A 14908-nucleotide genomic window follows, 5' to 3' on the forward strand; every position below is an offset into this window, starting at 1 on the left:
AGCGGCAGAAGCGCGACGGCCGTCCCCGCGGCCAGGAACACCATCGGCATCGACAGTGGTCTACGGAACACCAGCCGCGGCAGCACGGCGGCGGCAAGGGCACCCACCCCCATGGCGGCGTACACGGCATCGGAGATCGTCATCCGCACCATCCTCGCATCCGGCGACCACCGCACCGGCCTCCGTCAGACGTGCCGAGGCCCAGCCACAGGGGGTGTACGCCGTCCTCAAGCCTGACGGTCACGTACGTCCTGCGTGTTCCCGCCCGCCGAGACAGAGACGCTCTGCGGCTCGGCGATGCCAGCGAGGTCCTCGACGTCGAAGATCCTCGCAATGGGCACGTCGGTACTGCTGTGGGCGATGATTGAGAAGGCGATGCAGACAGCGATGAGCGTGTAAGCCTGCTCGCCCTGCGGGATGCCGGCCTGGAGCACCAGCAGTCCGTACACCACGGAGGCGAAGCCCTTCGGGCCAAACCACGCGGCGACCAACTTCTCGCGGCGGTCGAACCGGGTGCCGATGAGCGAGATAAGCATGGACGCCGGGCGGATCAGGACGATCGCCAAGAACACCACCACGTATCCGCCGAAGGTCAGGTCGCCAAAGAGCTGCGGCGTCAACAGCGCACCGAAGACAAGTAGTGCGGCGAACTTCGCCAGCTCCGACAGCGCCTCGCCCAGCGGCTCGAAGGCCGCCTTCGCCTCCGGGGACACGGCGGTGAGGACGGCGCCCGCGGAGAAGGCGGCCAGGTAGGGGTTGGCGTGCGTCAGGTGGCATGCACCGTACAAGATGATCCCGGTGGCAAGAGGGAGCAAGGGCTGCAGCTTGGGCTCAGCTCCCAGCAGCCTGAACCGCACGAGCCCGTTGACCAGCAGCGGCAATCCCACGCCAAAGGCAAGCCCGAGCCCCAGCTCCAGCGAGATCTTCCCGAACGAAGCCTCCGCGTGGCCGCTGGAGGGGCCGGCGGCGGCGATGAGGAGCAGCACCACCGGGAGCGCGAGCCCGTCGTTGATGCCGCTCTCGACGTTCAGCAACTGCCGCAGTTTGGCGGGTACTTCCTTGCGGCCCACGATCGCCGAGGCGAACACCGGGTCGGTCGGCGCCAGGACGGCGCCGACGAGGAAGGACGTCGTCCAGTCCAGGCCGACCAGGTAGTGCGTGATCAGTGCCATGCCGAGGAAAGCCAGCGGCATGCCAAGGCCCGAGGCTCGGGCCGGGTTCTTCCAGTTCTCCTTCAACTTCGGGAAAGACACGTGCATGCCGTCGGTGAACAGCACCGCGAACAGCGCCAGATCGGCCGTGACCGCCACGATCTCGCTGTCCGGCGTGATGTGGATCAACCCCAGGAACCCGTCGCTGACAAGCGCGCCACCGACGAGGAAGAGGAAGGAGGTGGACAGCACGGTCCTGGCCGCGAGCCCGGAGAGCAGAACCGCGACGAGCAGGGCAGCACCGAAGACCGCGACGAGCACCACGTAAACCAACCCCACATCGACGACGACAACCGTTCCTTGACCGCCGACCAGACTTCCCGGCACTCCGGGCCGGACTTTACGTTCCCCTGACGCCCCCTTTACAGGTTGCTGACAGGCAGCCCCCTGCGTCCGACGCTGCCGGGCCCCGGCATGATGCCCCCGCCCGCCGGTGTAGCGGTGAGCGTCCGCTGTGATGCTGCGACCCGTCGTTGCCAACGCCATGCTGACGACCGAAACGAACGTGCTGTGGGCAAACCTGAGTGTTCACCCGATGTCTCGGGCCGTTGAGCCCGTAGCGGGTCAACTTCCCTGGACTCGTTCCTCTGCCGCTGCCGACTCGTCGTCAACTGCGCGGGCCCGTCCTACAGCGTCCTGGACACCGTGGCCCGGGCGGCCCTGAGCCACGACGTGGACTACGTCGACGCGGCGGGCGACGACCCGCTCCACGTCCGGCTGACCGCGGCCAGCGGCGAAGTCGACGCGTGGACGACCGCGGACCTCACCGCGGTGATCTCCGCCGGATCACTGCCGGGCCTTTCGGGACTCCTGCCCCGCGTCCTGCTGGCACCGGCGGCGGGGCCGGTCCGCTGGGAGGGGTACGTGGGCGGAGTGGCAGCACTCACCCCCGCTGTCGCGGGATGCGTCCTCCTCGCCCGGGGCCCCGAGCACGGCAACCCCTTCCGCGGCCTGGGAGGACGGCGCGATACGCGACGGTGCGCTGGAACCCCGACGCGACCTGCGGTTCCCGGCCTTCCCCCGACCGGTGACCGCCTTCCCCTACCTACCCACCGAGGCCGCCCGCCTCGCCGGGACCGCGGGCATCCGCCGACTTCACTGGTACACCGTCTTCGGAGGCACCCGCCCCGCCGAAGAGCTCGCCATGGCCTGGGCCCTGGACACCACGGACACCACGGACACCACCGAACTGGTCCGCGCCGCGGACGAGCACGTACGCCGCCACGGCTCCTGGTACGGGCAGGAGTTCCGCCTGTGGAACGCGACCGACGACGGCCCGCCCACCCTCACCCTCCGCGCCGAGGACTCCTACGAACTCAGCGGCTTTCTCGCTGCCACCGCGGCACAACACGTCCTCGCCGGCCGCGTGAAACCCGGCGTGCACTACGCGGCGGACGCGCTCGACCCCGAGTCGACCGCCACGGCTCTGGCAGCGGATCCCGTGGCCGAGCTGGAGTTGAACTGAGCACTACCCACGGGAAAGTCGCGCACGCTCGCGCGGCCCCTACTCCCGCTCCCCAGCCCCAATCGGCTCGTCCCGGAGGACTCCATGGCCGTTCCCAAGCGGAAGATGTCCCGCAGCAACACCCGCCACCGCCGCGCCCAGTGGTGGTCGGGATCTCCGGCTCGGGCAAGACCACCCTGGGCCGCTGCATCGCCGGCCTGCACGACACCGAACCGGCCCCGACGGTCGGCCGACGTACACCGGAACACCGGCAACGCGTCCACAGCGTGGGCCAGTCCCCCAGCGATTCCCTCAACCCGCACCGCACCGTGGTCGCCGAGCTGGCCCGCGTGGTCCGTTTCCACGGCACCTGCGGACGGAGCACGGTGGCCCGCCGGGTGGCGGAGCTGCTGGACAGCGTCCGGCTGCCCGCCGGGGTCGCCGACCGGTACCCGGCGAACCTGTCAGAGGGTGAGCAGCAACGCGTCGCGATCGCGCGCGCCCTGGCCGGCAACCCGGCCGTCCTGGTGTGCGAGGAGATCACGTCCGCATTGGACGTGTCGGTCCAGGCCACCGTTCTGACCCTGCTCACCGACCTGCGACGCGACCTGGACCTCAGCCTGCTGTTCATCACCCACGACCTCGGCGTCGTCGCCGCTGCCGCGGACCACGTCACTCCGATCCACGACGGCCGGATCCGCACCGGCGAACCAGTTGCCGAGGTGCTCCACCCCGCGGCCCCGCATCCCCTCATCCATCAACTGCTGCACGCCGCCCCCACCCTCGGCCCCCGGAAGGAACCCATGGCCCCCAACGCGGGCCGACGCACATCATGACCGCCGTACTCGTCACGATGTGCGGATCACGTCGTCCTCGACAGTCGTCTGCGTGATGGCCTTCTGCTGCCGGTACCACTTCGCAACCGTGGTCGCACTCTTCGCCTTGAGCCGGTCAGCCCGCCGCGATCTGTTCCGTAGGCGCGCGGCGCCCTCTGGCGACGTGCTCGGCCACGACTCTCCGGCAAAGCCGGCGTGAGCGGCTCAGCCGTCACGGCATCAGCGCAATCAGCACCCGCTCCTCGAGGTCCTGCCACACGACATCGACCTCGGCGAAGCCTGCCTCGCGGAGCGCGGCCTCGTGATAGTCGATGCCTGGGGCGGCCCACTCGTCCTTGGCGCCCTCCGGCCAGATCCGGCGTCGGGCGTCGACAGCCTCGCCCAAGGCGGGCACGGACTCCGCGCTCCTCCACCAGGTCTCCCAGTCCTCGGCGCCGCGGGTGAGCGCGGCTGACTGCCGGCGGGCGCTGACGGCGACGGAGGCCCCCCTGATCCGCTTGTTCCGCGGGCCGGCCGGGAGGTAGTCGGCGTTGATCAGCACGCCACCGGGCTTGAGCAGGGTCGCGGCGGCGCGGTACACCGCGACCAGCTCCGGCGGGCCCAGCCAGTGCAACGCGGTGCTGGACAGGACCGCGTCGAAGGTGCCCGGCTTGCCGTCCTCGTCGAGGGCGGTGACCCAGTCGGGGGTTCGCAGGTCGGTCCGGATCCAGCGCAGCCGGCCGCCGTGGTCGCCGCACGCGCCCTGCCCAATGGTCAGTAGCACCGGGTCGACATCGACGGCGACGGCGCGGCCCTCGGGATACCGGCGCAGCAGCCGGTCGCTGATCGCGCCGGGGCCGCAGGCGAGGTCGAGCACGGCGGGGGCGGGTCCTGGGGCGAGTTCGCCGAGGAAGTCGAACATGACGTCGAAGCGGCGCTCGCGTTGTTCGATGTAGAGGTCCTGCTGCCGGTCCCAGCGGGTGAGCAGGTCGGTCCAGGTGTCGGTGTGTTCGGCGGTGTCGGTCATGGATTCCTCCGGGTTGCCGTGATGATCAGACGATGGGCGGCCTGAGCCGGGCAGATGGCAGGCCACGTAGTGGCCGGCGTGGGCGGCCGGGCGGGGCTGCGGGGCTGCCAGCGGGATCAGAGGCGGTCTGGTCTCGCAGGCCGCGACGCGGTCCGGGCAGCGGGCGCGGAAGCCGCACCCGTCCTGGGAGGCCGGCGAGGGCAGCGGGCGGATCGCCGAGTCCACGACCGGTCGTCGGCGATGAGGGGAGTTCAGCGCTGGTGCCGCGGCGAGAAGTGTTCTGGTGTACGGGTGCAGCGGTGCCACGGCGAACGCCGCGCTGGCGGCCTGTTCCACGATCCGGCCGCCGTGCATGACCGCGAGGCGGTCGGCCAGCCGCTGAACGACGGCCAGGTCATGGGCGATGAACAGGCACGCCAGCCCGAGCCGGTCCCGCAGTTCGGACAGCAGGTTGAGTACCCCGGCCTGGATGGAGACGTCGAGCGCCGTGACGGGCTCGTCGCAGATCAGCACGTCTGGTTCGAGAGCGAGGGCGCGCGCGATGGCGACGCGCTGACGTTGTCCACCGGACAGTTGCCATGGGCGCCGGTCGGCGAGTTCCGGCCCCAGCCCGACGGTGTGCAGGAGGTACTCGACACGGGCCTGCTGCTCGGCACGGCTGCCGGCCTTGTGGATCCGCAGCGGTTCGCGGATCGCCTCATGGACGCTCAGACGCGGGCTCAGCGAGAGCCCGGCGTCCTGGAAGACCATCTGGCACCGGCGCCGCACGCCGCGCGCCGCACGCCCCCGCGCCCGGTGCACGTCCGCCCCTGCGACCCGCACGACACCGCGATCCGGTTTCAGCAGGCCGACCGCGGTCCGGGCCAGCGTCGACTTGCCGCACCCGGACTCCCCCACCAGGGCGAGGATCTCGCCCCGCTCGACCCGCAACGACACGTCGGTCAGCACCGGCCCGCCCGGTCCGCCCCGGCCGGGGTAGCCGACCGTCAATGCGTCGATCTCAAGCACGGGCGCCTCCGCGGGGCCGGGGTTGGACGGCCACCTGGGCCGAGGGGTGGCGCACACAGCGAGACCAATGGGTCTCACCCACCGGGTCCAGTTCGGGCACCTCGGCGGCGCAGCGGGCTTGGACGAGGTGGCAACGCGGCCCGAAGGAGCACCCCGCGACGTTGTCCGGTCCGGCCCCGGGCACGCCGGGCAAGGTCACGAACGGCGTTCCGGGCGCGACGGCGAGGTCGGGCACGGCGGCCAGCAGACCCTGGGTGTAGGGGTGGTCCGGCCTGGTGAGCACCCGGTGGGCCGGCCCGTGCTCGACGATCCGACCCGCGTAGGCGACGGCGACGGTGTCGGCGATCTCGGCGACGACCCCGAGGTCGTGGGTCACCAGCAGGATGGCGGCTCCGGTCCCGTCGCGGTGGCGCCGCAGCAGGTCGAGGATGTCCGCCTGCGCGGTGACGTCCAGGGCGGAAGTGGGTTCGTCGGCGATGAGCAGGCGCGGTCCGCCGGCCACCGCGATGGCGAGTTGGACCCGCTGGCGCATGCCTCCGGAGAGTTGGTGCGGATAGCACGGCGCGGCGGCGGGCAGCCCGACGGCGTGCAACAGGGAGGCGCGCCAGAGTCGAACCGCGGCCCGGTCCGTCGCGAAGCCGGACAACCGGATGGCCTGATCGAGCGATGTACCGACAGTACGCAGCGGGTTCAGGGCAGCCAGGCTGTCCTGGAAGACGACGCCGATCTCCCGCCCGTAGATCTGCCGCAGGGCTGTCTCCGGCGCCCCGATCAGGTCGAGGGTGCCGGCTGCGGTCCGCAGCAGAGCCGAGCCGCTCACCTGCGCCGACGCGCCGAGCAGGCCCAGCGGCCCCAGCGCCGAGCTCGATTTGCCGCTTCCGCTCTCCCCCACCAGCGCCAGGATCTCCCCGGGCGCCAGGCGCAGGCTCACGTCGGCCACGACCCGCCGATCGCCGTAGGAGACATTCAGTGCCTGGACCTCGAAGACCGCGCTCTCACCTGCGGACTCCGCGCGGTCCGCGGCAGGCCCGGCCGGGGCGGGGGCATTCACGGATGGGCCGGCCGACTTCGGACGGCGGCGCGGGGCCCGTCGGCCGACGAAGAACGCCGACGGCCGTGCCCGGTCACCGGTCGTGAGGTCCTCACCCAGCAGGTTCGCCGCCAACACGACCGCGGTGATGGCGATCCCGGGCGGATAGGCCAGCCACCACGCGGAGTCCAGGAACGGCCGTGCCTCGACGAGCATCGCCCCCCATTCCGCGTCGGGTGGTGGGACACCGAGGCCGAGGAAGCTCAACGACGCCACGGCCAGCACGATGGTCCCGAGGTCGGTGCTGGCGTAGACGAGGCAGGGGCCGATGGTGGCCGGGAGCAGGTGCCGCCCGACGATCCGGCGGCGGGGCGCACCGAGCACACGCAGCGCGTCCAGATGCACCCCGCTGCGAGCGCTGCGGACCTGGGCGCGAGCGATCCGCGCGTAGGGTGCCCACCCGGTGAGGGCGAGGGCCAGCACGATGTTCTCCGTGCCCGGGCCTCGGACACCGATGACGGCCAACGCGACCAGCAGACCGGGGACGGCCATCGTGACGTCGACCAGCCCGACCAACACCCGGTCGATGGAGCGGCCCACGTAACCGGCCGTGACACCGAGGACCACGCCGAGGGCGATCGAGAGCAGCAGCACGGCAGCCGTGACCGTCAGGGAGATCCGGGCCGCCTGCAGAAGCCGCGAGAGCTGGTCGCGACCGAGCTGGTCGGTGCCGAGCAGGTGTTCTCCCCCGGGGGCCTGCAGTGTGGCGGCCAGGTCGTTGGCGGTGGGATCGTACGGCATCAGCCAGGGCGCGCTCAGGCCGAGCAGGACGAATCCGACCAGGGGTAGGGCCGCGACCGTCGTGCGCCGACGGCGACCGGACAGGGCCGTAACGGCTCCACGCTGACGTCTGATCACCGGACGCTCCGGACTCGCGGGTCGACAAGGCCGTGCAGCGCATCGGCGGCGGCGTTGGCGGCCACGATGGCGAACCCGAAGTAGGCGACGCCGCCTTGCAGGGCGGGCAGGTCCCGCGCGGCGACGGCCTGGGCGAAGTAGTTCCCGACCCCCGGCCAGCCGAAGATCTGCTCGACGATGACGGTGCCGACGAACAGCCCGGCGACGGTGAACCCGGCCACGGTCAGCACCGGGCCGGCTGCGTTCGGCAATGCCTCCCGCAGCAGGATCCGGCGCGGCGAGGCACCGCGCGCGACGGCGGCCTGGATGTGGGGTGCGGCCAGCGCGTCGGCCACAGTGACCGCGACAACCCGGCTGAGCACCCCTGCCACCGGAAGAGCGAGGACGACCATGGGCAGGAACCATGTGCGCGGTCCGGCCATGCCGCCGGTGGGTACGAGGCCGAGCGTCAACGCGAGGTAGAGCACCAGCAGGTAGCCGAGCCAGAAGGGTGGCACCGCGGAGGCGGTGAGACCGACCGTACGCAGCACCCCCCGTACGAACCGTCCGCGGGCGCGTACCGACGCGAGGCCGAGGGCCAGACCGAGGGCCACGCCGAGGCCACCGCCGAGCGAGGCCAGTCCGAGGGTGACGGGCACTCGGCCGGCCAGCTCGGCGGTCACCGGCTGCCCGGTCCGGTACGACTCGCCGAGATCTCCGGTGAGCGCGTTGCCGAGGAACCGGAGGTACTGCTCGGCAACCGGGCCGTCCAGTCCGAGCTCGGCGCGTACCGCCTCGATGTCCGCGGCGGTGGCGCCGGCCCCGATCCGGTCCACGGCCAGGGCCCGGGCCGGGTCGCCGGGGGCGAGCTGGGCCATGGCGAACGTCATCACCGACAGGGCGAGCAGGACCGTGACGAGACCCGCCGCGCGGCGCCACAGGAACCCCGCCACCGTGGCGCCAGTCCTGGGCGCGCGTACCACACGTCCCGGACCGGTCGATGCGGACACGCTCACCTCAGGCCGACGCCATTGAGCTCGAGGTCGTACTCGGTGGTCGGGATGGCGAACCCGGTCACGGTGTCACGCACGGCCCACAGTCGCGTGCGGTAGGCGATCGGCACGTAACCGGCGTCCGCGTACAGGGCGTCGTAGAGAGCCTGGTACTTGGCCTTGCGGTCCTTGGGCTCGCGGGCGAACAGCGCGGCGTCGACCAGCCGATCGTAGGCGCCGGTGGCGAACACCGGTGACTCGGCTCCCTCGGCGAGGAAGGCGACCGCCGTGCTGGACGGGTCGTACGGGGCACCGTAGGTCTCGAAGAACGCGATGTCCCACTTGCCGGCCGCCTTGTCGTCGTAGTAGGCCGTGTCGTCGACGAAGACGATGTCGGTAGCGATCCCGACCTCCTTCAGTGCCCCGGCCACCGCTTCGGCGCTGCCGCGGGCGTCCTGCATGCCGTTGGCGTTGGCGGACACCAGGAACCGCAGACGCAGCGGCTTGCCGTCCTTGCTGCGGGTGTCGCCGGATCGGACGTACCCGGCGGCGTCGAGCGCCGCCTCGGCGGCGGCCTTGTCGAAGGTGAAGGTCTGGTCGGCGCCGGAGTCGGGGACGGCGGGCGGGAAGAAGCGCGACGCCGGCTCGCCGTAGCCGAGGTAGAGCGCCTTGATGAGGGCCTTGCGGTCGAGCGCCTTGGCCACCGCCTCACGGACAGCCTTGTCCCCGGCCGGGCCCTTCGGGTTGAACCCGAGCATGACCGTGACGTCGGGCTTTCCGGTGAGAAGCCGCGCTCCGGCACCGCCCTTGCTCAACGACTTCGCCTCGACCGGGGTGATCGGGGCCAGATAGGAGCCGCCGATGACATCCAGTTCACCGTTGCGCAACGCGGCCAGGCGTGCCTGGGAGTCCGGGATGACCTTGAACTCCAGGCGGTCCAACAGCGGCTTCCCGCCCCAGTACGCGTCGTTTCGTTGCAGGACCGCACCGGTCGCGGTGTTGGAGACGAACTTCCACGGCCCGGTGCCCACCGGTGCGGAGAACTTCCCGTCAGCACCGGCCGAGGCAGGGCTGAGGAAGCGCACCGGACGGGCGATCGACAGCTCCTGCAACAGCGGGTCGTACGGCTCGGAGAGGTTCAGTTTGACGGTGTCCGGGTCGATCGCCTGGACACCGGTGATCACCTTGGAGGCACGGAAGAAGGAGAAGTCCTTCTTGCCGACCCAGCGGTCGAAGTTCCACTTGACCGCCTCGGCGTCGAACGCGGTCCCGTCATGGAAGGTCACGCCGTCGCGCAGGTCGAACTCGACCGACTTGCCGTCCGGAGCCACGGTCCAGGACTCGGCCAGCTCGGGTCGCAGCTTCCCGTTGGGTCCATAACCGACAAGCGCATCGAAAACGCCGTCGAGGACAAGGAAGTTGGCGCTGAACGTGTGCGGGTCCAGTGCCCCGGACTCGGAGGCCAGGCCGATGCGCAGAGTCCCTCCTGCCTTCGGCGCGCCCGCCACCGGCTCGCCGACTTCGCAGGCGGCGAGGGCGAGCACGGCGGCGGTCGCGGTGAGACCGGCCGTCAGCGACCGGAACCGACCGACCCGGGGGCGGCGGCGGAAAGGGCTCACGTGGATTCTCCAATTGTGCGGACGTCGGCGGGCGTACTCGCGGCAGGGCGTCGTGAATTCCTCATGACGGCGCCCGCCGCGCGGTGATGAGGAACTGCATCCGGGGGTCCACTCGGTGGCCCACCGCAGGATCGCGGGAAAGCTCCAACTCCGCGGCCCGGATCTGCGACAGGTCACGGATCCGCACGTCGACGAAGCCCGCGTCGCGGACCGCCATGGCGAAGTCCTGCCGATCCGCGGACTCCGCGAGCGTCAGCGCCTGCACCACATGGGGCTGGTAGGCGGAGCGGAACACGGCCTCGTCCGGCGTGTCCCGGGATGTGTCGATCCCGTTCGCGAACCACAGCCCGTCGACGACGGCGAGATGCCCACCGGGCCGCAGCAGCTCGCGCCAGTTCCGCAGCGCCTGCACCGGTTCGCGCAGCGTCCACAGCAAGTACCGCGCTGTGACGGCGTCGAACGAGGCGGCGGGCAACGGCGGGCGCACGGCATCCCCGACCCGGAAGACCGGCGGGTCGTCCAACTCCGCGGCCTTGGCCCGGGCGAGGTCCAGCATTCCCTCGGCGAGATCGACCCCGGTGACCCGGTGACCCAGCTGCCACAGGTGGACCGCGACCTGGCCGGTGCCGGTGCCGACGTCGAGCACGTCGGCCGGTGCCTGGGGCAGCGCCGAGGCCCAGACCTGCTGCCAGCGCTGTGCGGCCTCGCCCATGTGCAGCCGGCTCGTCGGGTGCGCGTCGTAGTCGGGGCCGTGGCCGCTCCAGTACGACGTGATTCTTTTCTGCACGTCGGAGTCGGTCATTCCAGCTGCTCCAGTTCCTCGGCGACCTGCTCCGGGCCGCCGACGGCCGGCAGCCCGTGCTTGATGTGGGCGATGTCCAGCGGGAGGGTCCGGTCCCGCGCGACGGGCCGGTACGCCGTCGATGTCTCGCACGACGGAGTTCGCGCGGGAGGGCTGGCGACCGCGGTCACACTGATTCCTCGTCGAGCTGGGCGGCGAGCAGGTTGACGTAGCGGCCGTCGGCGGCGACCAGCTCGGCGTGGGTGCCGGTCTCGGCGACCCGGCCCCGGTCCAAGACGACGATCCGGTCAGCGGTGCGGATGGTGGACAGCCGATGCGCGATGACCAGCGTGGTGCGCCCCTGCCTCGCGCTGTTCATCGCCGCGGTGACGGCCTGCTCACTTGCGGCGTCGAGGTTGGACACCGCCTCGTCCATGACGAGGATCGGCGCGTCCTTGAGCAGCGCGCGAGCGATCGCGATGCGCTGCCGCTGCCCGCCGGACATCCTGGCGCCGAGCTCCCCGGCCACTGTGTCGTAGCCGTGCGGCAGCTCGACGATGAACTGGTGCACCTGGGCGGCCCGGGCGGCCGTCTCGACCTCCACGTCGGTGGCGTCCGCACGGCCGAGCCGGATGTTCTCCAGCAGGGACGTGTTGAACAGAAACGTGTCCTGCGGCACCAGAGTCATCAGCCGACGCAAGTCCTCGGCCGGGAAGTCGCGCACGTCGTGGCCGCCGATCGTGATCGAGCCAGCGGCCACGTCCCAGAAACGCAGCAGCAAGTTGGCGCAGGTGGACTTGCCGGCCCCGGAGTGCCCGACCAGCGCCACGGTCTCGCCGGGGCGGATCTCGAAGGAGACGTCCTCGACGGCGGGCCGCAGGTCCTCGCGGTAGGCGAAGCCGACCCCGTCGAAGCGCACTGCCGGCGTGATCGGACCAGCGGGCGCGGCGCCGACCAGATCGGTCACCGGGGGAGGCTGCTCGATCAACGTGACGATGCGTTCCGCGGCAGCGGCCACCACCGACAGCTCCCGGGCGACCTCGGTCACCTTGAGCACGGGCATCATCGACATCGCGGCCAGCACGACGGCGACAGGGAAAGCGGTGACGGCCAGTTCGCCCTGGGCCACCAGGCGGGCGCCGAGCAGCAGTACCACGAGGATGCCGACCAGGGCGATGGTGTCCGTCGCGGAGTACTCGACGCCGGACCGCCGGCCGTGCCGCGCCTTCGCCGCCACGAGCCGCGAGCCCTCCCGGCGCAGCAGCTCCAGCCGCTGCTCCCGGCCACCGAAGTTCACCAGCTCACGCAGGCCCTGGAAGGTGTCGGCGCTGTCGGCGCCGATCCGTCCGAGTGACTCGCGCAGTTCCCGGCCCTGCGTCTCGGCCCGGCGGCGCAGCCAGGCCGGCACCGAGGCGAGCACCAGCAGTACCGGTACCAACGCCGCCGCCAGTGACCAGTGGAAGCTGCCCAGCGCCACCGTGGTCGCCACCGGGATCGTGGTGGCCACCGCGAGCGGGCTCAGCGTGTGCGCGAAGAAGAGCTCGATCTGCTCCACGTCGGCAATCGCCGCCGATCCCAGGTCACCGGACCGGCGTTCGAGCATGTACCCGGGGGAAAGCCGCTCGAAGGCGGCGTACACCTTGCCGCGGGTGTCGGCCAGGGCACGGAAGGCAGCGACATGGGCGAACACGCTGTCGGCCACGTTGAAGAAGGCGAGCGGCACGATGAGCGCCGCCAACAGCGCGATCCACCCGGTGAGTTCCCCGGCCGAGGTCCCGGTCGCCGCGAGCGCGACCACGTAGGCGCCGATCCCGGCCGAACCGAGGGCGAGCAACTGGTGCACCGCGCCGGCGAGATAGGCGACGGCGATCAGCCTCCGGTGCTCCCCGAGCAGCGGCATGAGCACCCGCAGCCGGGAACTCAACGACCGCGGCCTCGCGCGATCCTCACCTGCGGTGTCGTGCCGGTGGTCGTGGGTGACAGCGGTCATCGCGTCGCTCCTGTCTGAGTGGCGACGAGCTCGGCGTACGCACCAGCTGAGCCGAGCAGGGCGGCGTGGCTGCCCGCCTCGACCACGAGGCCGCCGTCCATCACCACGATCCGGTCGGCGTCACGGACCGTGGACAGCCGGTGCGCGATGACGACGCTCGTCCGGCCACGCGTCAGCTCGGTCAGCGCCTGGGTGATCTCGGCCTCGTTCGCGGCGTCCACGCTGGACGTCGGCTCGTCGAGAACCAGGACCGGCGCGTCCTTGAGCAGCGCACGTGCGATCGCCAGCCGTTGCCGTTCGCCGCCGGACAGTTTCAGCCCGCGTTCACCGATCACGGTGTCGTAGCCCTGCGGCAGCGCGCCAATGAAGCTGTCGGCACGGGCCGCCGCCGTCACCCGGTCCAGTTCCTCCGGCCGCGCGTCCGGCTTGGCCAGCAGCAGGTTGTCCCGGACGGTGCCGTGGAAGAGGTACGTGTCCTGGGACACGACGCCGACGAGCGCGCGCAGCTGTGCCAGCGGCAGTTCGCGGATGTCCCGCCCGCCGACCCGGATCGACCCGTCGTCGGGGTCGAAGTAGCGCATCAGCAGCGCGATCAGAGTGCTCTTGCCCGCGCCGGAACGGCCGACGACCGCCAGCCGCTCACCCGGTGCCACTGTGAGGCTGAAGTTCCGCAGGGCCGGGGCGCGTCGCGTCGGATAGGTGAAGGAGACGTCCGAGAAGGTCAGGCCCGGCGGGTCCTCGGTGAGCCCGGGGGCCGCCGTGGCCGAGTCGGTCACGTTCGGCTCGAGCCGCAGCAGCTCCGCTACGCCGACGCTCGCCGGGATCGCGGAGTACGCGGCGTGGTAGGCCGCCTCCAGGTCGTGCATCGGCCGGAACGTCTCCCGGGTGAGCATGAGAATGACGAAGAGCCCAGCCACGCTGATCGAACCCCGGGCCGCGTGCCAGGCGCCGAGCGCGACCGCCGCGGTGGTACCGATCGGCACCAGCAGCTGCGCGACGCTGGAGGAGGCGGCCCAGGACCACATGAGCCGGATCGAGTCCACGCAGAAATCATCGGCCCGGCCGGCCAGCTCCCGTCCGCGGCGCCCGCTGGCGTTGAACGCCTTGAGCGTCGCCATGCCCTGCACGGCGTCGAGGTTCTCGGCGTACAGGCCGCGGTAGGACCGCATCCAGCGATCACCGCGATCCTTGACCCACCGCGCGCCGACCAGCTCGGACAGCGGCGCCAGCAGGGCGCACACCAGCACGATGACACCGACCAGCGGATCGATCACCATGATGCATGCCGATGCCGCGCCGGCTCCGAGCATGGATGCGTACACCGACGGCACGAAACGGCCGACCAGGGGATCGAGCAGCTCCACCGAGTCGACAACGGTGGACTGCAGGTCTCCGGCCCGCAGTTGCTGAGCCTGACCCGGCCCGATCTCGATCAACTTCGCCGTGAGCCGCTGCCGCACCGCTTCCTTCACCCGGCCAGAAACGCGGGGCGCCCAGCTGTCACGGAGCACGATCACGGCGATCCGGGCGAGCTGCAGCGCCACGATCCCGACCACCGGACCCGCCAGCTCGCCCACTGAGGCGCCGCCGAGCACGTTCGCCAGCAACCTCGCGATCAGCAGCCCCTGCCCGATGTAGGTGGCGGTGACGAGCAGAAGCAGGACGACCAGCCCGGCGACTTCGACCCGGGCGCGCCGCGAGAAGGACAGGAAAAGGCCAACCGCCGATCGCACGAAAGATCCTCTCCGCCCGAATGGGCCGGCACTATGGGACGCTCGGTCCCGGACGGAGGCTTATTGCAACCTCTTCGCAATAAGTAGTCCACCGGTGTGGCGCCGTCAAGGCTTTGAGGACATTAAACGAAATGGTTGTCATTCCATCTGGCCTGTCAACGGCCGCGCCGATGTACTCCGCCACACCGACGCGCTGCGCTCGGTCTACGTAGACGCCTTCTGCGCACCACCATGGAACGAGGGCCAGGAGAGGTCGGCTGAGTTCGCCGAGCGCCTCGCCCGTGACGCGCGGCGCCCCGGCTTCGCCGCAGCGCCGGCCTTCGTCGGCCGGGACGTGGTCGGCTTCGCCAGCGGGTGGACC

Annotated in this window: 11 protein-coding genes and 1 pseudogene; 3 read left to right on the forward strand and 9 right to left on the reverse strand. The window is 71.2% G+C overall.

Features of this window, described 5'->3' with window-relative positions; all coding sequences use genetic code 11:
- Positions 1–227: 227 nt before the first annotated feature.
- On the reverse strand, positions 228–1475 hold the full coding sequence (locus ABTX78_RS34795) for a cation:proton antiporter (RefSeq protein WP_352210793.1): 1248 nt from the start codon (positions 1473–1475) through the stop codon (positions 228–230).
- Between the two features lie 763 nt (positions 1476–2238).
- Here ABTX78_RS34795 and ABTX78_RS34800 point away from each other — a divergent pair.
- The 3 genes and pseudogenes from ABTX78_RS34800 to ABTX78_RS34810 all read left to right on the forward strand — a co-directional run bounded on the left by ABTX78_RS34800 (position 2239) and on the right by ABTX78_RS34810 (position 3491).
- Entirely contained in the window at positions 2239–2676 is a 438-nt protein-coding gene (locus ABTX78_RS34800; RefSeq protein ID WP_352210772.1) for a hypothetical protein, read from the forward strand.
- Between the two features lie 84 nt (positions 2677–2760).
- Positions 2761–2913: pseudogene (gene rpmF / locus ABTX78_RS34805) on the forward strand (50S ribosomal protein L32); the annotation flags it as partial.
- Positions 2874–3491, forward strand: a complete 618-nt coding sequence (locus ABTX78_RS34810) for an ATP-binding cassette domain-containing protein (protein ID WP_352210794.1) — start codon at positions 2874–2876, stop codon at positions 3489–3491. The pseudogene rpmF and the gene ABTX78_RS34810, both read left to right, overlap by 40 nt.
- Before the next feature lie 211 nt (positions 3492–3702).
- Here the strand turns inward: ABTX78_RS34810 and ABTX78_RS34815 are convergent, their stop codons facing one another.
- The 8 genes from ABTX78_RS34815 to ABTX78_RS34850 form a co-directional block, all read right to left on the reverse strand.
- The gene (locus tag ABTX78_RS34815) at positions 3703–5505 is read right to left on the reverse strand and encodes an oligopeptide/dipeptide ABC transporter ATP-binding protein (RefSeq protein WP_352210773.1); all 1803 of its coding nucleotides are present in this window, start codon (positions 5503–5505) and stop codon (positions 3703–3705) included.
- On the reverse strand, positions 5498–7453 hold the full coding sequence (locus ABTX78_RS34820) for a dipeptide/oligopeptide/nickel ABC transporter permease/ATP-binding protein (RefSeq protein ID WP_352210774.1): 1956 nt from the start codon (positions 7451–7453) through the stop codon (positions 5498–5500). Before ABTX78_RS34820 ends, ABTX78_RS34815 begins: the two co-directional genes overlap by 8 nt.
- A complete protein-coding gene (locus ABTX78_RS34825) occupies positions 7450–8385 on the reverse strand; it encodes an ABC transporter permease (RefSeq protein WP_352210775.1) in 936 nt (311 codons plus the stop codon). Before ABTX78_RS34825 ends, ABTX78_RS34820 begins: the two co-directional genes overlap by 4 nt.
- A 59-nt stretch (positions 8386–8444) precedes the next feature.
- Positions 8445–10043: an ABC transporter substrate-binding protein gene (locus ABTX78_RS34830; RefSeq protein ID WP_352210776.1), complete on the reverse strand. Its 1599-nt coding sequence runs from the start codon at positions 10041–10043 to the stop codon at positions 8445–8447.
- Positions 10044–10104: 61 nt separating this feature from the next.
- On the reverse strand, positions 10105–10845 hold the full coding sequence (locus ABTX78_RS34835; RefSeq protein WP_352210777.1) for a class I SAM-dependent methyltransferase: 741 nt from the start codon (positions 10843–10845) through the stop codon (positions 10105–10107).
- Positions 10842–11015: a hypothetical protein gene (locus ABTX78_RS34840; protein WP_352210778.1), complete on the reverse strand. Its 174-nt coding sequence runs from the start codon at positions 11013–11015 to the stop codon at positions 10842–10844. The genes ABTX78_RS34835 and ABTX78_RS34840 overlap by 4 nt, the downstream gene beginning before the upstream one ends.
- Positions 11012–12814, reverse strand: coding sequence for an ABC transporter ATP-binding protein (locus ABTX78_RS34845; protein WP_352210779.1), 1803 nt, complete (start codon positions 12812–12814; stop codon positions 11012–11014). Before ABTX78_RS34845 ends, ABTX78_RS34840 begins: the two co-directional genes overlap by 4 nt.
- Positions 12811–14547, reverse strand: a complete 1737-nt coding sequence (locus ABTX78_RS34850) for an ABC transporter ATP-binding protein (RefSeq protein ID WP_352210780.1) — start codon at positions 14545–14547, stop codon at positions 12811–12813. The genes ABTX78_RS34845 and ABTX78_RS34850 overlap by 4 nt, the downstream gene beginning before the upstream one ends.
- Positions 14548–14908 lie beyond the last annotated feature (361 nt).

Source organism: Streptomyces sp. NPDC096193, assembly GCF_040302905.1.
Taxonomy (GTDB): domain Bacteria; phylum Actinomycetota; class Actinomycetes; order Streptomycetales; family Streptomycetaceae; genus Streptomyces.